The sequence below is a fragment of the Kluyvera chengduensis genome (genome assembly GCF_044197065.1).
GTDB lineage: Bacteria > Pseudomonadota > Gammaproteobacteria > Enterobacterales > Enterobacteriaceae > Kluyvera > Kluyvera ascorbata_C.
In genome coordinates this window covers 43,789-63,027 of sequence record NZ_JBIQOI010000010.1, presented here as the reverse complement: position 1 = coordinate 63,027, position 19,239 = coordinate 43,789, and the positions used below count along the sequence as shown (strand labels likewise).

General features: G+C 54.8%; 16 protein-coding genes. 2 read left to right on the top strand and 14 right to left on the bottom strand.

Features of this window, described 5'->3' with window-relative positions; genetic code table 11:
- Window positions 1-14: 14 nt before the first annotated feature.
- The 5 genes from glgA to asd form a co-directional block, all read right to left on the bottom strand.
- Window positions 15-1,448: a glycogen synthase GlgA gene (gene glgA, locus ACH1XZ_RS19860; protein ID WP_395596860.1), complete on the bottom strand. Its 1,434-nt coding sequence runs from the start codon at window positions 1,446-1,448 to the stop codon at window positions 15-17.
- Window positions 1,448-2,743: a glucose-1-phosphate adenylyltransferase gene (gene glgC, locus ACH1XZ_RS19855; RefSeq protein WP_395596859.1), complete on the bottom strand. Its 1,296-nt coding sequence runs from the start codon at window positions 2,741-2,743 to the stop codon at window positions 1,448-1,450. The genes glgA and glgC overlap by 1 nt, the downstream gene beginning before the upstream one ends.
- A gap of 81 nt (window positions 2,744-2,824) precedes the next feature.
- Window positions 2,825-4,801: a glycogen debranching protein GlgX gene (gene glgX, locus ACH1XZ_RS19850; protein WP_395596858.1), complete on the bottom strand. Its 1,977-nt coding sequence runs from the start codon at window positions 4,799-4,801 to the stop codon at window positions 2,825-2,827.
- A 2-nt stretch (window positions 4,802-4,803) separates the two neighbouring features.
- Window positions 4,804-6,990: a 1,4-alpha-glucan branching enzyme gene (gene glgB, locus ACH1XZ_RS19845; RefSeq protein ID WP_395596857.1), complete on the bottom strand. Its 2,187-nt coding sequence runs from the start codon at window positions 6,988-6,990 to the stop codon at window positions 4,804-4,806.
- 253 nt (window positions 6,991-7,243) lie between these two features.
- A complete protein-coding gene (gene asd / locus ACH1XZ_RS19840; protein WP_035892150.1) occupies window positions 7,244-8,350 on the bottom strand; it encodes an aspartate-semialdehyde dehydrogenase in 1,107 nt (368 codons plus the stop codon).
- Window positions 8,351-8,583: 233 nt separating this feature from the next.
- On the opposite strand from asd, the gene ACH1XZ_RS19835 reads away from it, so the two are divergent.
- On the top strand, window positions 8,584-9,177 hold the full coding sequence (locus ACH1XZ_RS19835; protein WP_035892151.1) for a YhgN family NAAT transporter: 594 nt from the start codon (window positions 8,584-8,586) through the stop codon (window positions 9,175-9,177).
- A gap of 124 nt (window positions 9,178-9,301) precedes the next feature.
- Here ACH1XZ_RS19835 and gntU read toward each other — a convergent pair whose 3' ends face one another.
- From gntU to ACH1XZ_RS19810, 5 genes are all read right to left on the bottom strand, one after another.
- Window positions 9,302-10,642, bottom strand: coding sequence for a gluconate transporter (gene gntU / locus ACH1XZ_RS19830; RefSeq protein ID WP_395596856.1), 1,341 nt, complete (start codon window positions 10,640-10,642; stop codon window positions 9,302-9,304).
- Entirely contained in the window at window positions 10,639-11,172 is a 534-nt protein-coding gene (gene gntK / locus ACH1XZ_RS19825) for a gluconokinase (RefSeq protein ID WP_395596855.1), read from the bottom strand. The genes gntU and gntK overlap by 4 nt, the downstream gene beginning before the upstream one ends.
- A 160-nt stretch (window positions 11,173-11,332) precedes the next feature.
- Window positions 11,333-12,328: a gluconate operon transcriptional repressor GntR gene (gntR, locus tag ACH1XZ_RS19820; protein WP_123650883.1), complete on the bottom strand. Its 996-nt coding sequence runs from the start codon at window positions 12,326-12,328 to the stop codon at window positions 11,333-11,335.
- 102 nt (window positions 12,329-12,430) lie between these two features.
- Window positions 12,431-13,126 (bottom strand): pirin family protein, encoded by a 696-nt coding sequence (locus ACH1XZ_RS19815; protein WP_035892157.1) that lies wholly within the window; start codon window positions 13,124-13,126, stop codon window positions 12,431-12,433.
- Between the two features lie 121 nt (window positions 13,127-13,247).
- The gene (locus tag ACH1XZ_RS19810; RefSeq protein WP_395596854.1) at window positions 13,248-14,285 is read right to left on the bottom strand and encodes an oxidoreductase; all 1,038 of its coding nucleotides are present in this window, start codon (window positions 14,283-14,285) and stop codon (window positions 13,248-13,250) included.
- 265 nt (window positions 14,286-14,550) lie between these two features.
- Between ACH1XZ_RS19810 and yhhY the strand changes: the two genes are divergently transcribed.
- Window positions 14,551-15,042: an N-acetyltransferase gene (gene yhhY, locus ACH1XZ_RS19805; protein WP_395596853.1), complete on the top strand. Its 492-nt coding sequence runs from the start codon at window positions 14,551-14,553 to the stop codon at window positions 15,040-15,042.
- A gap of 47 nt (window positions 15,043-15,089) precedes the next feature.
- Here yhhY and ACH1XZ_RS19800 read toward each other — a convergent pair whose 3' ends face one another.
- The 4 genes from ACH1XZ_RS19800 to ACH1XZ_RS19785 are packed head-to-tail and all read right to left on the bottom strand — an operon-like array spanning window position 15,090 to window position 19,173.
- Window positions 15,090-15,806: a DUF2931 family protein gene (locus tag ACH1XZ_RS19800; RefSeq protein WP_395596852.1), complete on the bottom strand. Its 717-nt coding sequence runs from the start codon at window positions 15,804-15,806 to the stop codon at window positions 15,090-15,092.
- Complete coding sequence (locus ACH1XZ_RS19795) at window positions 15,790-16,512, bottom strand: DUF2931 family protein (RefSeq protein ID WP_395596851.1); 723 nt, start codon at window positions 16,510-16,512, stop codon at window positions 15,790-15,792. The genes ACH1XZ_RS19800 and ACH1XZ_RS19795 overlap by 17 nt, the downstream gene beginning before the upstream one ends.
- A complete protein-coding gene (locus tag ACH1XZ_RS19790) occupies window positions 16,499-17,182 on the bottom strand; it encodes a DUF2931 family protein (RefSeq protein ID WP_395596850.1) in 684 nt (227 codons plus the stop codon). Before ACH1XZ_RS19790 ends, ACH1XZ_RS19795 begins: the two co-directional genes overlap by 14 nt.
- Entirely contained in the window at window positions 17,179-19,173 is a 1,995-nt protein-coding gene (locus ACH1XZ_RS19785) for an Hcp family type VI secretion system effector (protein ID WP_395596849.1), read from the bottom strand. The genes ACH1XZ_RS19790 and ACH1XZ_RS19785 overlap by 4 nt, the downstream gene beginning before the upstream one ends.
- Window positions 19,174-19,239: the final 66 nt, after the last annotated feature.

Genomic DNA, 19,239 nt, shown 5'->3' with positions numbered 1-19,239 from the left:
TAAGATCCCCGTAGTTAGATCAGGCGTTGATAAAGCTCACGATAGGCGTGCGCAGCAACCTGCCAGCTAAAATCCATGTTCATCGCCTGACGCTGCACGTAGCGCCAGAGAGACGGACGAGACCATAATACGAAAGCACGGCGGATAGCGCGGAGCAGCGACCAGGCGTTGCTGTCTTCGAACACAAAGCCGCTGGCGATGCCATCGGCAAGGTTCTCGAGCGAACTATCCGCAACGGTGTCGGCCAGGCCGCCAGTACGGCGAACCAGCGGCAACGTGCCGTACTTCAACCCATAAAGCTGCGTTAAGCCGCACGGCTCAAAGCGGCTCGGCACCAGAATCACGTCCGCGCCGCCGATAATGCGGTGCGAGAACGCTTCATGGTAACCAATCTGTACGCCCACCTGCCCCGGATGTTCCGCGGCGGCGGCGAGGAAACCTTCCTGCAATACCGGGTCGCCCGCGCCCAGCAGCGCCAGCTGACCACCCTGCTCCAGCAGGCCCGGCAGCGCTTCGAGCACCAGGTCCAGCCCTTTCTGGCTGGTCAGTCGGCTCACTACCGCAAACAGCGGCGCGGAGTCATCCACCTTCAGCCCCATCGCCGTCTGGAGCTGTCGTTTGTTTTCCGCCTTCCGCTCCAGCGTGTCGCGGCTGTAGCTTGCCGGCAGCAGCAGGTCTTTTTCCGGGCTCCAGACGTTGTCATCAACGCCGTTGAGGATCCCCGACAGACGCCCTTCCTGATGGCGCTGACGCAGCAGCCCTTCCATCCCGTAGGCGAACTGCGGTTCGGTAATTTCCCGCGCATAGGTCGGGCTCACCGCCGTAATGTGGTCGGCGTAGTAAAGCCCCGCTTTCAGGAACGAAATCTGCCCGTGGAACTCCAGACCATGCATATTAAAGAACTCACCGGGCAGCTGAATCTCTGCCATGTGGTGAGCGTAGAACAGCCCCTGATAGGCCAGGTTGTGTACGGTAAACACCGACTTGGCCGGACGCCCGCGCGCCGCCAGGTAGGCAGGAGCCAGCCCCGCATGCCAGTCGTGGGCGTGCACCACATCAGGTCGCCAGAACGGGTCCAGCCCGCAGGCCATCTCACTTCCGACCCAGCCCAACAGCGCAAAGCGCTTCACGTTATCCGCGTAGGCGTTCAGGTTAGTGTCGTGATACGGGCTCCCCGGACGGTCGTAAAGGTGAGGCGCATCAATCAGGTAGATGCCCACACCGTTATAGTGGCCGAACAGCAACGTCATGCGACCGGCAAAGGTATCGCGACGGCTGACCACTTTGGCATCCGGGATACCGCGACGGATATCCGGAAATGCTGGTAGCAGCACGCGTGCATCCGTTCCTTCCGCAATCTGTGCTGCTGGCAGCGCGCCGATCACATCCGCCAGACCGCCCGTTTTTAATAACGGGAACATCTCAGAACAAACATGTAAAACCTGCATTATCGCTCCTGTTTGTACCCAAGCTGACGCAGCATTTCGCGCGTCACCAGCACGATCCCTTCTTCCGAGCGGTAAAAGCGGCGTGCATCCTCTTCCGCATCTTCACCGATCACCATCCCTTCTGGGATCACACAGGCCCTATCAATAACGCAGCGACGCAGGCGTGAGGAACGACCAACCCAGACATCTGGCAGTAAGACTGCCGAATCAATGTTACAGAATGAATTTACGCGCACCCGTGGGAACAGCACTGACTGCACCACCACAGAGCCGGAAATAATACAGCCACCGGAAACCAGCGAGTTCAGGGTCATCCCGTGACTGCCAGAGCGGTCCTGGACGAACTTCGCCGGAGGCAGAGACTCCATGTGCGTGCGGATAGGCCAGTTCTGGTCATACATATCCAGCTCAGGCGTCACCGATGCCAGGTCAAGGTTCGCTTTCCAGTAGGCTTCGAGCGTACCCACATCGCGCCAGTACGGTTCCGCTTGCGGGTCGGACTGCACGCAGGACAGTGGGAATGGATGTGCATAAGCCGCGCCAGCTTTAGTGATCAGCGGAATTAAATCTTTGCCAAAGTCGTGGCTGGAGTTTTCGTTTACGTCGTCGCGTTCCAGCAACTCATAAAGGTAATCAGCATCAAAGACATAGATCCCCATGCTCGCCAGCGCCTTGGTCGGGTCGGTTGGCATGGCCGGTGGGTTCGCCGGTTTTTCCACGAAATCGATAATCTTGTCGTTTTCGTCAACCGCCATCACGCCGAACGCCGTTGCCTCTTCAATGGGCACCGGAATGCACGCTACGGTGCAGCGCGCGCCTTTTTCGACGTGGTCGATAAGCATGCGCGAGTAGTCTTGTTTGTAGATGTGATCACCGGCCAGGATAACCACATACTCCGCCTTATAGCGGCGAATAATGTCGAGGTTCTGGGTCACCGCATCGGCGGTACCGCGATACCAGTTTTCACCGTGCATCCGCTGCTGAGCGGGCAGCAGATCCACAAATTCGTTCATCTGTTCACTGAAGAAGGACCATCCACGCTGGATGTGCTGTACCAGCGTGTGGGACTGGTATTGGGTGATAACGCCGATACGGCGGATCCCGGAGTTCAAGCAGTTAGATAAAGCAAAGTCGATAATGCGGAATTTACCGCCAAAATGTACTGCGGGTTTTGCCCGCTTGTTGGTCAGATCCTTGAGTCGCGTACCGCGACCGCCTGCCAGAATCAGGGCGACGGATTTGATTGGTAACTGGCGAGCCAGCATTAAGGGATCGTTTTTTTCTAGCCTAACCATGATTAACTCCTTTTGTTGCTCGTCCTTCCGGGTTATGAGGTGTCCTCGCGCGATAACGCGGGGTTCCGGGTAATTCAGAGACTATGACCTTTGAAATACGCACACTCCGTGCGCGGGCCCATGCCAGACAGCCACGACGACCGACGTGCCAGCGTCGGTAAAGGGAGGAACGGCGCGCCATTCCCCCACGGGTAACGTCAAGTTTGTCGCGTCTTGCGTCGCATTGAGCGTAATGAGCCAACGATCGGAAAGCAGAATCTGCATCCGGCGTGCACCGTGCTGCCATTCCTCGGCAGACAGCGGTTGCGCATCCTGATTGAGCCACTGGACGTTGCCATCCCCTTCCTGCCACCAGCGGTCGTCCGTCAACGCGGGGATCTGCTGGCGCAGGTGAATCAGGGCGGCGGTAAAGTCCGTCAGCGCGTCATCTGCGTTTTCCCAATCGAGCCAGGTCAACGTATTGTCCTGGCAGTAGGCATTGTTGTTACCTTGCTGGCTGTGACCGTGTTCATCACCGGCCAGCAACATTGGCGTTCCCTGCGATAACAGCAGCGTTGTCAGCAGCGCCTGAACGCTTTTCTGCCGACGTGCCATTACTTCCAGGTTTGCTTCCAATCCTTCGATACCATGATTATTGCTATGGTTATTGCTCGTGCCGTCACGATTCTCTTCACCATTGGCGAGGTTGTGCTTGCCGTTAAAGCTGACACAGTCGCGCAGGGTGAATCCGTCGTGGGCGGTCACCAGATTTATCGTCGCGCGAGGGCGGCGCTCCTGATGCGCATACACGTCGCTAGAAGCGGCGAAGCGCTGGGCGAAATCCCCCAGCGACAGCGACTCTTCAAGCCAGAAGCGACGCATGGCATCCCGGAAATGGTCGTTCCACTCGCTGAAGGCTGGCGGGAAATTCCCCACCTGATAGCCACCTTCACCGATGTCCCACGGTTCGGCAATCAGCTTCACCGCAGAGAGCACCGGGTCGTCATGAAGCGCGTTGAACAGCGGCGCATCCTGTCGATAGCCCGGCGTACGACCCATCACCGACGCTAAATCAAAACGAAAACCGTCAACGTGACAGACGTCGACCCAGAAACGCAGGCACTGACGCGCGTATTCCACGACGCCAGGGTGGCTGAGATTCAGGGTGTTACCGCAGCCCGTCCAGTTGTGATAATCGCCGTCGTCCCGTAACCAATAATAGCTACGGTTATCAATCCCCCGCAGCGAGAAGGTCTGGCAATGCAGATCCAGCTCGGCGCTGTGGTTCAACACCACATCAAGGATCACTTCAATACCGGCTTGGTGCAGCGCTTTTACCGCATCACGAAACTCATCCAACGCATGCTCAGGCGCGCTGGCGTAACGCGGAGACAGCGCAAACATCGCCAGTGGGTTGTAACCCCAATAGTTCCTCAGCCCCATGCGTTGCAGCCGCTGCTCGTTGCCAAAATGCGCCACCGGCATCAGCTCCAGCGCGGTGATGCCAAGGCGCTTGAGGTAGGCAATCATCACCGGGTGACCGAGCGCCTTATAGGTGCCGCGAATCGATTCCGGCAGTCCAGGGTGACGGTAAGTCAGCCCTTTGACGTGCGCTTCGTAGATGACCGTTTTGCCCCACGCGGTGCGCGGGGCAGTATCGTCTTGCCAGTCGTAGGTTAGGTCGACGACAACCGATTTCGGTGCCATCGCCGCGGTATCGTGGTCGTCCGGCTCGTCATAACCGCCGTGAAAATGCGGGTCGTCATCCGGTTCACCTTCGGCGCTGAAGCAGCACGGGTCCAGCAGCAGTTTAGCCGGGTTAAACCGGTGCCCCTGCTGCGGGTTCCACGGGCCATGTACCCGATAACCGTAACGTAAGCCAGGACGCGCATGGGGCATGTAGCCATGCCAGACGTCGCCGCTGCGCGCGGGTAAGTCATAGCGTGTCTCCGTGCCCTGGGCGTCAAACACGCACAGTTCTACCCGCTCCGCATGTGCCGAGAAGAGCGTAAAGTTTACGCCTTCACCGTCATAGCTTGCGCCGAGCGGCGCGGGCTTCCCTGCTGCGAGTTGGCTCATGTTTAATCCCCTTCCCGAACTAACCAGATGGTCGACAACGGCGGTAGCGTCAGACTCAGCGACTGCGGGCGGCCGTGGCTTTCAATCGCATCGCTCTGCACCAGCCCGCCGTTCCCGGCGTTGCTGCCGTGGTAGTGGGCGGAGTCGGTGTTGAGCACTTCACGCCAGCGGCCCGGCTGATTAATGCCGAAGCGATAATCATGACGCGGTACCGGCGTAAAGTTGCTGACCACAATGACTTCGTTGCCCGCTTTGTCACGACGGACAAAAGCAAACACCGAGCGGGCATGGTCATCGACCACCAGCCACTCAAAGCCGTACGGGTCAAAGTCTAGTTCGTGCATCGCTTTGTGGTGACGATAGGTATGGTTGAGGTCGCGCACCAGGCGCTGTACCCCGTTATGCCAGTTGTCTTCGCCTTCCAGCAGATGCCAGTCGAGGCTACCGTCAAAGTTCCATTCGCGGCCCTGAGCAAACTCGTCGCCCATAAACAGCAGCTTTTTGCCCGGGAAGGCGAACATCCAGCCGTAGTAGGCGCGCAGGTTGGCAAATTTCTGCCACGCGTCGCCCGGCATACGGTCCAGGATAGATTTCTTACCGTGAACCACTTCGTCATGCGACAACGGCAACACGAAGTTTTCCGTGTAGTTGTAGAGCATGCCGAAGGTCATTTTGTCGTGATGGTACTGGCGGTGAACCGGGTCGAGCTTCATGTAGTCCAGGGTGTCGTGCATCCAGCCCAGGTTCCACTTAAACCAGAAGCCGAGGCCGCCCATATCGGACGGACGAGATACGCCCGCAAAGTCGGTCGACTCTTCCGCCATGCTCACCGCACCGGGAACCTGCTCACCCAACACGCGGTTGGTCTGACGCAGGAACTCAATCGCTTCGAGGTTTTCGCGGCCGCCGAATTCGTTCGGGATCCATTCGCCCTCTTTACGACTGTAGTCGCGGTAAATCATTGACGCCACCGCATCGACGCGCAGCGCATCAATGCCGAAGCGTTCCACCCAGTACAGGGCATTGCCCACCAGGAAGTTGGTGACTTCACGGCGGCCATAGTTGTAGATAAGGGTATTCCAGTCCTGATGGTAGCCTTCGCGCGGGTCGCTATGCTCATACAGGTTGGTGCCGTCAAACTCGGCCAGCGCAAAATCATCCGACGGGAAGTGCCCAGGCACCCAGTCCAGGATCACGTTCAGGCCCGCAGCGTGTGCGGCATTGATAAAGTAGCGGAAATCTTCGCGGGTACCGAAACGGCGGGTTGGCGCGTAAAGCCCGGTTGGCTGATAGCCCCAGCTACCGTCGAACGGGTGCTCGTTGACCGGCAGCAGCTCCAGGTGAGTGAAGCCCATCCATTTGGCGTACGGCACTAACTGTTCTGCCAGTTCGCGATAGCTCAGCCAGTAGTTGTTGTCGGTATGACGACGCCAGGAACCGAGATGCACCTCATAGATAGAGATAGGGGCATCAAACTGGTTGGCCTTTTTGCGCGCTTCACTCTGTTCAACCTTTGGCGGTAAGCCACAAATCAGCGAGGCCGTTTCCGGACGCATCTGGGCTTCGAACGCATAGGGGTCGGCTTTAATCCGCAGCGCGCCGCGGGCATCGATCATCTCGAATTTATACAGCTGACCGTTGTGCGCTCCCGGAATGAACAGCTCCCAAATCCCCGTCTCCTGACGCAGGCGCATCGGGTGACGGCGGCCGTCCCAGTAGTTGAACTGACCGACTACAGACACGCGGCGGGCGTTAGGTGCCCAAATAGCAAAGCGCGTGCCGGTAACGCCGTCCACGGTATCCGCATGCGCGCCCAGCTTTTCATAGGGGCGTAAGTGGGTACCCTCAGACAGCAACCATGCGTCCATTTCTGGAAGCAGTGGGCCAAAACGGTAAGGATCGTCAATGAGGTTCTGTTGGCCATGCCAGACGACAGCCAACTGGTAACGGAAGAAATTTTTACGACGCGGCAGTACGCCACAAAAGAAACCACGTGAGTCCACGCAATCAAGCTTACCGACTTTACGTCCGGTTTTAGGTTCAATCACCCAAACATCGGTCGCGTCGGGCAGCAATGCTCGGACTTCCAGTCCCGCTTCCGTTTGGTGCATACCCAGTACGGAAAAGGGATCCGCAAAATGGCCTGCGATCAACGCATTAATCACGTCTCTATCAACACGATCAGACATGCTTCATCATCCTTAGTTTTTGTATCGCCTCAATCCACTGTAAATGGCGACATTTTGTGACCTGAACGGCGCAGCACAAAGTCGTGTGCTCTCTCGGCTCCGTTCAACCTTCAGTCAAGGTAATAGACCTTGATTAAAGCATAGCCAACGCTTTACCTGACTCCTGAGAGAAAAATTAACATCACTGCGTTTACTCCTTGTATTACGCAAAAAAAAGGGGTGGTTCGCCACCCCTCATCAATTAACAAATGTTTTATGCCAATTGGCGTAGCATACGACGCAGCGGCTCCGCTGCGCCCCACAGAAGCTGGTCGCCAACGGTAAACGCTGACAAATACTCCGGCCCCATGTTCAGTTTGCGCAAACGTCCAACAGGCGTGGTCAGCGTACCGGTGACCGCCGCCGGCGTCAGTTCGCGCATGGTAATTTCACGGTCGTTAGGAACAACTTTCGCCCACGGGTTGTGCGCGGCCAGTAATTCCTCTACAGAACTTATGGAAATATCTTTTTTCAATTTCAGCGTGAATGCCTGGCTGTGGCAGCGCAGCGCACCGACGCGCACGCAAAGGCCATCAACCGGGATCACGGAAGAGGTGGCGAGGATTTTGTTGGTCTCAGCCTGGCCTTTCCACTCTTCGCGGCTCTGGCCGTTATCCAGCTGTTTGTCGATCCACGGAATCAGGCTGCCCGCCAGCGGAACGCCGAAGTTATCTACCGCCAGGTCGCCGCTGCGGGTCAGGGTGGTGACCTTACGTTCGATCTCGAGGATGGCGGAAGCCGGGTCAGCCAGTTCGTTGGCGACGTGATGATGCAGTTGGCCCATCTGGGTCAGCAGTTCGCGCATATGGCGCGCGCCGCCGCCGGAAGCCGCTTGATAGGTTGCCACAGAGGCCCACTCTACCAGGTCGTTGGCAAACAGACCGCCCAGCGACATCAGCATCAGGCTGACGGTACAGTTACCGCCAACGAAGGTTTTCACGCCGTTGTTCAGGCCATCGGTAATGACCTGCTGGTTTACCGGGTCGAGAATGATGATGGCATCATTTTCCATACGCAGCGAAGAGGCGGCGTCAATCCAGTAACCCTGCCAACCGCTTTCACGCAGCTTAGGATAGATTTCGTTGGTATAATCGCCGCCCTGACAGGTGACAATAATGTCGAGCGCCTTCAGCGCTTCAAGATCGAAAGCATCCTGAAGCTTACCACCTGCGCTGCCGCCGAAGGTTGGCGCAGCTTGCCCTAACTGGGAAGTGGAGAAGAAGACGGGGCGAATGGCGTCAAAATCGCGCTCTTCTACCATGCGTTGCATGAGTACTGAGCCGACCATTCCGCGCCAACCGATAAAACCAACATTTTTCATAGCGTGTTTTCCTGCAGATATATGTGCTGTATATGTGAATAAGTGCCCCTAGCATCCCCTCACATTACAAAATGCAGCTAAAGTCGCAAGCAAAATTAATCAATGATTGCTTAGCAATCAGAAGTGCAACTTATCCCCTCATCCATAGGGGACGCATTTCCTCCTACCACAGTACGCGGTCAGAGTGATGCGTAGAGCAGAAAGTCCGTAATAATTATCAGGGAATTTGAGTGATGAGTGAAATCTTTTCCGCCGCAGTTTTATTGATCCTGATTATGGATCCACTGGGAAATTTGCCCATTTTTATGTCGGTGCTAAAACACACCGAACCCAAGCGCCGCAAGGCGATCATGATACGTGAGCTTTTAATCGCACTTCTACTCATGCTGATTTTTCTCTTCGCTGGCGAGAAGATTCTGGCGTTTTTAAACCTGCGCGCTGAGACGGTTTCCATCTCCGGCGGCATCATTTTATTCCTGATTGCCATCAAGATGATTTTCCCTAGCGCCACCGGAAATAGTTCTGGGCTGCCAGCGGGTGAAGAGCCATTTATTGTACCGCTCGCCATTCCATTAGTGGCCGGGCCAACGTTGCTGGCGACCTTAATGCTGCTTTCGCATCAGTATCCGAATAATTTGTCGCATCTGGTGATTGCCCTGCTGATTGCCTGGGGCGGTACGGTGGTGATTTTGCTGCAGTCGTCGCTGTTCCTGCGTCTGCTGGGTGAGAAAGGGGTCAACGCGCTGGAGCGTCTGATGGGGTTAATTCTGGTGATGATGGCCACCCAGATGTTCCTGGACGGTATTCGGATGTGGATGAAGGGATAAAACCGGGCAATTGCCCGGCCCAAGACCGTCTGTAGGCCGGATAAGGCGTTTACGCCGCCATCCGGCAATATGCGCCGGACAGCCTGATGGCGCTACGCTTATCAGGCCTACAACGGGTGGTGCTTTAACTTAACAGCGTAAACGCAATCATACCGATAATGGCGCCGACCGTTCCGAGGATGGTTTCCATCATGGTCCAGGTTTTCAGCGTCTGCGCTTCGGTGGCGCCGGTAAATTTACCGAACAGCCAGAAGCCCGCGTCGTTCACGTGGCTCACCACGATAGAACCGCCGCCGATACAGATAGAAAGCGCGGCTAACTGTGCGCCACTGTAGTGCAACTGTTCAATCACCGGCATCACCAGGCCAACCGCGGTCAGACAGGCAACCGTGGCGGAACCCTGAATAATACGTACCGCCGCCGCTAGGATGAAGCAGGTCAGCGCAATCGGCAGGCCCATCCCGGTCAGGGCTTCACCCAATGCTGGGCCAACGCCGGAATCCACCAGCACCTGTTTGAACACGCCACCGGCACCAATCACCAGCAGAATAATCCCCGCAGGCTGCAGCGCCGCGCCGCAAATCGCCATCACCTTGTCTTTTTCCATGCCCTGACGGAACGCCAGACCATAGATAGCCACCAGGCAGGCAATCAGGATCGCAGTGAACGGGTGGCCGATAAATTCAAACCACTGATAGGTTTCTGACCCCACCGGCACGAAGCGCGCAGCGACGGTTTTCAGACCGACCAGCACCAGCGGCAGCAGGATCAGCGCCAGGCTAAAGCCGAAGGACGGCATTTTGCCTTCGCCGAGGTGCGGCTCGGTGATGTCATCAGGAATGTTCAGCTCAACGTAGCGGCTGATAAAATTGCCCCACAGCGGACCGGCGATAATCATCCCCGGGATCGCCGCACACAAGCCAATCAGAATCATCCAGCCAAAGTCAGCGTGCATCTGGGAGGCCAGCAGCATCGGCGCAGGCCCCGGCAGCAGGAACGCCGCAGCGGCGGCAACGCCCGCAAACAGTGGGATCACCAGCTTCACCAGGTTCGTCCCGGTGTGGCGCGCCATTGAGAACGCAACGCTAATCAGCAGCACGATCGCCACTTCAAAGAACAGCGGCAGCGCGCAGATAAGACCGGCAATACCAATCGCGTAGTGCGCACGGCTGTGACCGAACGATTTCAGCATCTTGACGGCAATCTGATCGACCGCGCCGGTCTCATGCAGAATTTTGCCGAACATCGCGCCCAGCGCGACCACGATAGCCAGGAAGCCCAGCGTACCGCCCATCCCTTTCTCCATGGTTTCCGCGATTTTAATCAACGGCATACCGGAGAAAAGCCCTGCACCAATAGAAACCACCATCAAAGCCAGGAAGGCGTGCATACGCGCCTTCATGACTAAAAACAGCAGCAGCAGAACGGAGCCAACTGCAGTTAAAACGAGCGTTAAAGTTGTCACGCGGTACGGCCTTTGTTGATCACGTCAATCGTGCTGTCGATAACGCCTTCCAGCGGCTGATCGATATCAACCACCAGGACATCGCGTTCGTCAGCGCCTGGCTCTTGCAGGGTTTCGAACTGAGTGACCAGCATCTGCGTTTTAAAGAAGTGACCTTTACGCGCCTTCAGGCGGCTCTCAATCACCTCAAAGTCCCCTTTCAGGTAGACGAAAGAGAGGTTCGGGTTACCTTCACGCAGGATATCGCGGTACGCTTTTTTCAGCGCAGAGCAGACAATCAGGGAAACTTTGTTAGTACGCTGCATGGCGAAAGCGGCGTCGTTCAGCGCTTGCAGCCACGGTTTGCGATCGTCGTCGTTCAGCGGTTCGCCGGAGGACATTTTGACGATATTGCTACGCGGATGCAGGAAGTCGCCGTCAAGGAACGCGGCGTTCAGACGGTGTGCGACTTCGCTGGCGACGGCGGATTTACCGCTGCCGGATACGCCCATCAGTACATAGACGTGGTGATCGTGGTTAGTCGTGCTCAAGGCGTCCTCCTGTTGGGCACTGGCAATTTATTTGGGTTAATTGTTACGGGTAACAGTTATCGGTAACATTGTCCTGCTGGGCAAGTGGATAAGCAATAACCATTCGTGCCTGAAGTGAATTCTAAGTGAATATGTGTGATCTAGTTCAAACTTGTTAGGGCTAAATAGATCCGCCCGGTGACAAAGTGAAACCTAAATCTAACATTTTTGGCGTAACGACTTCACCGCGAATACGCGCCAGCAGGCGCTCTGCGCCGATGCGCCCCATGCGTTCACGCGGGGTCAGCACGCTGGCAAGACGCGGCTCCATCACCTGGCCAATGTCATGGCCGTGGAAACCGGCAATCGCGATATCGTCCGGAATTCTCAGCCCCAAGCGCTGGCATTCAAACGCCGCGCCGACCGCCAGGTCATCGTTGGTACAGAAGATACCGTCCAGATTCGAAAACTCACGTCGCGCCTGGCGCATCAGTTCAATACCGGAAGTATAAGAAGACGACTGTTCTACCATCACGCTGTACGGCGTCAGGCCGGCGTCAAGCATCGCCTGCTCGTAGCCCTTCTGTTTGATGATAGTACGTTCGTCGAGGCGTGCGCCTAAATAGGCGATATGCCGATGGCCGCGGGCAATAATCGCCGCCGTCATCTGGCGCGCGGCTTCAAAGTTATCAAAGCCCACGGCGATATCGAGGCACGGTGACTGGCTGTCCATCAGCTCCACCACCGGGATACCGGCGACTTCAATCATCTTCAGGGTGCGGGGAGTGTGGTTACGTTCGGTGAGAATCAGACCGTCAATATTCCAGGAGAGCATCGATTCCAGACGCTCCTGCTCCATTTCCGGCTTGTAGCCGTAGTGGGCCAGCATGGTCTGGTAGCCGTGGGCATCGGTGACGCTTTCCACGCCGCGCAGCACCTCAGCAAAGACCTGGTTGGTTAACGACGGCAGCAGCACGCCAATGGCGCGACTGGTGGCGTTGGAGAGAATATCGGGCGCCCGGTTGGGGATATAACCCAAATCATCAAGAGCCGCCGCAATTTTACCGCGCAACGCTACGGAAACCTGTTCCGGGTTACGGAGAAAACGGCTAACCGTCATTTTGGTTACGCCAACGCGATCGGCAACATCCTGAAGTACGGGTCTTTTCTTTTTCATCGTCCGAAGGTAAGCAAAGGTGAAATATTGCTGAAGTTTACCACGGAGATGGCGCAACCTCCCCGCAAGATTAGGGAGGTTGCGCGATTTATTTAAGCCGGATCAAACTGGCGGCAGATCGAAGAGTAAAATTTCACTTTCGCTATCTGCATGAACAGAAATCGCCTGCTCGTCCCAGATGGCCAGACCATCGCTGGTAGTGGCTTTCGTGCCGTTGATGCTCACTTCGCCTTTTACTACCTGAATCCACACGCGGCGGTCAGCGGCAATCTGATGCACCGACTGTTCGCCTTTCGCCAGCGCCCAACGGTACAGCTCCATATCCTGGTACACCTTCAGCGAGCCTTCACGGGCATCCGGTGACAGTACCAGCTGTTTGCCCTGCAGAGCGTCGAAGCGGCGCTGTTCGTAGCGCGGCGTGATGCCGGTTTTTTCTGGAATGATCCAGATCTGGTACAGGTGCAGTTTATCAGTGGCACTTGGGTTGTACTCAGAGTGACGAATACCGGTACCCGCACTCATAATCTGGAACTCGCCCGCCGGAACCTGCTCTTTGTTACCCATGCTGTCCTGGTGCTCAACGGCGCCTTCCAGAACATAGGTCAGGATTTCCATGTCTTTGTGCGGGTGAGTGCCGAAGCCCTGGCCTGCGTCAATTACGTCATCGTTAATCACGCGCAGTGCCGAGAAGCCCATGTAATTCGGGTCATAGTAATCGGCAAACGAGAAGGTATGCCAGGAATCCAGCCAACCATGATTCGCATGACCACGTTCATTTGCTTTGCGTAAGAAAATCATTTTTTACCCCCTCATGTTTTCGATGAAACAAGTTTGGACGTAAACCGGTCAGGATGATAGTGGGTGAAAATTGACTCCTCTGTTCAAAAAATATGAACAAGAACGGAGGAGCCAGGTTTGCTTATTTGGTGAGGCTTATCGTGGCAGGAGCAGGCTGCTCAAAGGCCCGTTCCAGCAGTTCCATATTGGTCAGAGCCTCAGTTTCCTTGACGAAATTCGGCGCGCCGTTTGTCAGCGTCTGGTACAGCGCATCGTACACGCGACCGTAGTCACCGCGTTCCGCCTGCCACTGCTCTTTCACCGTATCGCCCGCATCGTTGACGTATTCCAGATAAGAGACGGAGTCGTCCGCCGCGAAGTTCTCCTCACCCGGCATAACGCCCGCCTTCAGGCTGGTTTCCTGCTGGTCGATACCGTACTTCACAAACGACCCTTTGGTGCCGTGAACGATAAATTTCGGGTAGTCGATTTTCACCAGGTGGCTGGTTTTGACGATAGCCTTCAGATTGCCGTAGTAAAGCTGCGCTTCAAAGGTATCGTCCGGGTTGGCCGGGTTACGCAGGCTGCGGATATCGTAGGAGGCGTGATCCGGGCGGCCAAACAAGGAGATAATCTGGTCCATGGTATGCACGCCCAGACCGTAAAACGCGCCGTCCTGCGGGCGACCCGGTTGGGTTGGCGATTCCGGACGGTAGTAATCGAAGTGGCTCTCCACTTCCACAATCTCGCCCAGCTTGCCGCTCTCAATCGCTTTTTTGGCAGTCAGGAAGCAGGAGTCAAAGCGACGGTTCTGGTACGGCGACACCGTCAGCCCCTTACTTTTCGCCAGCGTGAACAGCGTTTTCGCTTCGGCAAGCGTGGGGGTGAACGGCTTTTCCACCAGCACGTTCTTGCCCGCTTCCAGCGCCTTTTTCGCGTACTCGAAGTGGCTATCGGCGTGGGTACACACCACCACCAGCTTCACCTGCGGGTCGTTCAGAATATCGTCCAGCTCGCTGGTGAAATGGATATGCGCGTACTGCGGCGCCTGCTCATCCGGCTTCGGGCTGCGGCGATAGATATGGGCAACGTGCCAGTCGGCTTTACGTTCGAGGACATAAGGAAGATGGTAGCGGGTGGCGCTTTTGCCAAAGCCGATAAAGGCGCAGTGCAGAGTCATGGTTCAGTCCTTTTGAAATGGTTGCTGAACACCATAGCGTAACTGCAGACAAAAAAAAGCCAGCTAATAGCTGGCTAAAGTAATACTGGAAGCAATGTGAGCAATGTCGTGCTTTCAGGTTCTCCGCAAGGACGCCCTGAATGCAGGACAATAATAATCATTCTCATTCGCACTTGTCCAACATTTTTTGCAAAAAAAGCTAATTGACGCACATTTCAAAATCAATGATGTTAAAAGGGACTTTTAAACCACAAAGGAAAAGAGAATGAGTGACATCGTGATTCGCCACGCTGAACCTGAAGATTACGACGCAATCCGTCAGATCCACGCCCAGCCAGAGGTGTATCACAACACGCTACAGGTCCCTCATCCTTCCAACCATATGTGGCAAGAGCGGCTAGCCGACCAGCCCGGTATTAAACAGCTTGTCGCCTGTATTGATAAGCAGGTGGTCGGGCACCTGTGCATCGCCGTTGCCCAGCGCCCTCGCCGCAGCCACGTCGCCGATTTCGGTATCTGCGTCGACGCCCGCTGGCAGAACCGCGGCGTCGCCAGCGCGCTGATGCGTACCATGATTGACATGTGCGACAACTGGCTGCGCGTCGACCGCATTGAACTGACGGTGTTTGTCGATAACGCACCGGCGGTGGCGGTTTACCAGAAGCATGGGTTTGAGATTGAAGGCACGGGGCGGAGATATGGGCTGCGCAATGGGGAATATGTGGATGCGTATTTTATGGCGCGGGTGAAGGCTTAGCCTGAAAGCAGGATAGCCTGATGCTTCAGGCTATTCTGGCAATAATGTTACCACTCACCGTATGGATACGTTTTTCCCTTTATCCCGTCTTCTATTTCCCGGGAGTAGCGATATTTACGCAGGAAATCACTGTCGGGGTCTTCCTGTTTGCAAAGGGTGAGGTCTGCGCCTGAAACGGTGCTTATTTTGTGTGGGGTGACAATGGGGGCCGGGTATGAGCCCCCATCCGGGAACCAGATCCTGACGTGGCCTCCCGGTGAAAGACCAAACAGCATATTGTCGTACCAGAGAATCTTGCCCCGGAACAGGTGCTCGGCAGGTGTCTTCATACGCTGCCACGTGGCGGGGGAAAACATTACATTGGTCTGGTAGGTTTTCCTGTCAATAAAGGAGTCCCAGCAGAAAATCATATATTGCGGCGGCATTTTTACGAGGTTGAAGTTTACGCTGCCACCATGCGGTTTTGTGGTCCAGGTTGTGACTGAATTGGGGTCTCTCGATGTTTGATCAAGCATCCGAAAAATGTACAGATAACCATCAGTATCAAGCACTCTTACGTGCGTCACCTCGGCAGGGAGTTGCCAGGGCGTGATAAAAGAGAAGCTCCATTTTCCGTAGGGCAACGACCAGTCGCCGCCGGCTGCCTCTTCAGACTGTAAAGGTCGCGTTTTGGGCTGGCTGCAGCCTGCAATCAGAAGCAGCACCAGTATCAGCATTCTTGCCAGGTTCATTGTTTTTCCATCCTTGTCATCGCCACTCACCATAGGGGTACGTTTTCCCCTTCATCCCGTCTTCTATCTCCTGGGAGTAGCGGTATTTACGCAGAAAATCACTGTCGGGGTCTTCCTGTTTGCAGAGAGTGAGATCAGCGCCTGAAACGGTGCTTATTTTATAGGGTGTAAAAGGGATCGCTGGATGACTACCGACGTCCGGGAACCAGGTTCTCACCTTACCGCCGGGTGACAGGCCAAACAGCATATTGTGATACCAGATAGGTTCACCAGAAGGACGTGTATGGTTAGCCGGAGTCTTCATACGCTGCCACGTGGCGGGGGAAAACATTACATTGGTCTGGTAGGTTTTCCTGTCAATAAAGGAGTCCCAGCAGAAAATCATATATTGCGGCGGCATTTTTACGAGGTTGAAGTTTACGCTGCCACCATGCGGTTTTGTGGTCCAGGTTGTAACTGAATTGGGGTCTCTCGATGTTTGATCAAGCATCCGAAAAATGTACAGATAACCATCAGTATCAAGCACCCTTACGTGCGTCACCTCGGCAGGGAGTTGCCAGGGCGTGATAAAAGAGAAGCTCCATTTTCCGTAGGGCAACGACCAGTCGCCGCCGGCTGCCTCTTCAGACTGTAAAGGTCGCGTTTTGGGCTGGCTGCAGCCTGCAATCAGAAGCAGCACCAGTATCAGCATTCTTGCCAGGTTCATTGTTTTTCCATCCTTGTCATCACCACTCACCATAGGGGTACGTTTTCCCCTTCATCCCGTCTTCTATCTCCTGGGAGTAGCGGTACTTGCGTAGGAACTCTCCGTCTGCACCTTCCTGTTTGCAGAGGGTGAGATCAGCGCCTGAAACGGTGCTGATTTTTTGCGGAGTGACAACCGGAGCTGGATAAGCTCCCCCATCCGGCAACCAGATCCTCACGTTGCCGCCAGGTGACAGGCCGAATAGCATATTGTCGTACCAGAGAACCTTGCCCCGGAACAAGTGCTCGGCAGGTGTCTTCATACGCTGCCACGTGGCAGGGGAAAATAGCACGCTGGTTTCGTAGGTTTTCTTGTCGATAAAGGAGTCCCAGCAGAAGATCATGTACTGAGGCGGCATTTTCACTTTATTAAAATTAACGCCGCCGCCATGTGGCGTTGTTGTCCAGGCGGTAGCCGAATTGGGATCCCGGGATGTTGGATCTAGCATACGGAAAATGTATAGATAGCCGTCAGTATCAAGTACTCTGACATGAGTCACATCTGCGGGAAGTTGCCAGGGGGTGATAAAAGAAAAACTCCATTTTCCGTAGGGCAAAGACCAATCACCAGTAGCCGCCTGTTTTGATTGTAAAGGGTGAATTTTCGGCTGGCTGCAGCCTGCAATCAGAAGCAGTACTAGTATTAAAGTTTTTGCGAGGCTCATTGTTTTACTCCATCCATGTTATACACCGTTCGGATCCACTCTTCGTCAGGTCGATTAACAAAGCTCACGCTCTCAGAGACTGCAGCACCCCCTGTTATATTCCCATCCTGATTGACAGCAACGGCATTCCAGTTCGCAGAACAGTGGGTATATAACTCAGCAATAATGTCTATTTCCTCAGGGCTAAACTGCGGAGTAGGTGCTTTGGTTCGAGCCGCTTTACCCATTGCAATAGCTTTCTGACAAAAATCATCAAGCGCAGCAGGCAGTTCCGTCCCTTTTTTGCGCTCAACATCATCGAATAAAACACCCGCCTCCCTCGCCGCATCGATCATCACCCGTAGCGTAACCATCGACCAATCATGCTTTACGATTCGCTGGCGCAGCGTCAGGGCAGCAAAACTGCGTTTTTGCATCTGTCCGTAGCGATCGCTCGGTGCTAACTCATCTTCCCAGACCTCAGGCGTAATGTTGTTGGTGCGAATAAGGGGCGCAATAGTGGCTGAGCGCTCTAATATCGGCAGTTGCGCCATCGTTTGTCGATAGACGCGTGAACGCCCTTTCGGTTGGTCGGCAGGCAGTCTTTCCACCAGCGGGCGAGTGAGAAAGAGATCTTCGCGGGTCTGCGGCAGGTAGCCGCCGCCAATATCAGAGTGTACGCCTGGCAGCGATAACTCCGGCCAGGCAGGAGAGATGCTATTAAGCGCAAAGTTATAACGGCACTCGTGCTGCGCGGTGATATGGAATACCTTCTGGGCCACGCCGGGGCGCAGAGAAAGATTGACCTCACCCGTGTCGGCGCTATGTGGGTTGAGCCCATTAGCGGGCGTACCAATAGCCGCAACGGTATCAAAGATGCCGATAAAACGGGTTTTACCTGCGGGTGAACCACTATAGGTATGGCTTCCCATTCCAGCCTTAATCGCATTAACAATAGCGCTATCCTCAGATTGAATACGATTGGCGAAATGGCGCGCAGCCGCCGCTCCACGGCTAAAACCAAAGATATCGATAAGTAGAGCTTTAACACTATATTTTTCGTCCAGAGAGTCCAATGATGACACTATTGCCGCCTTCAGTTTCTGGACTGCATCATCCGTTTTCGCAATTACCCCACTGTCGGCAATACCGAGTCCTTTACCAATCACGCTATCCGGTTTACCGGCTTGAGTTCCAATCCCTTCAATGTAAATAGCCTTTTGTAGATAATCATCGGTCGCCAAAAATGCCTGACTATACAATTCACTCAACCAATAAACATTCGTGTAATACCCCGAATAACTCGCCGCTCCTATCCCACTGATCCCCATCTTTTCAGCCGCATTTCGCTCAAGAATACTTTCTGCATCCGGGCTATCAATCCTGAAGTGCTCCGCCGAACACGCCGCCAGCATATTCGCCGTATTCACCGCATTATTTCCCGTCCCATCAAAAAAGATCCCCAGCACCAATGTCACGCGCCGCACAACAGGCTCCTCAGGTGGTTTGGATTCAGGCAGAACAGGCGCAGGTGGGAATAGCCGCTGGTAGTTTTCCGGCGTCACTAAATGGTAAAACTCCGTGCCTGCCGCAAGGTGGCTGCAGCGAATATAATCATAATCAGCAGAAATGTATTCGTAGTCTATGGCATTCTCCTTTATCTGGGACTGAATGCTATTTAATCTTGCGCCACGAACTTCAATCACATAATATTTTTCCATTCGACCATAACGATTGACGCGATAAATATCAAAAACCATATTCAGCGATTCATTGTTATTAATTGTGTTAGATAACAGCGGCGAACTTTTATCCAGCGTTTTGCAAAACCGAATTCCCTGAGGGTTTGCGCCAGCACCGGTGCTTGTGGTGCTTTGCATCAGGCTAAAGATGAAGATCTGATCTTCATGTCCGAGTTGATATCGGTTTCCGACAGATTTTTGGGTTCCGCACCCGGTAGATATATTACCCTGGAACTCCCCGCTAAGCGTTAAATAGACAATATCACTCATACCCCACTCCATGCATTCCATGATAAGTACGAAAGGTAATGAAAAAAAAGATATGCATTCCTGCTG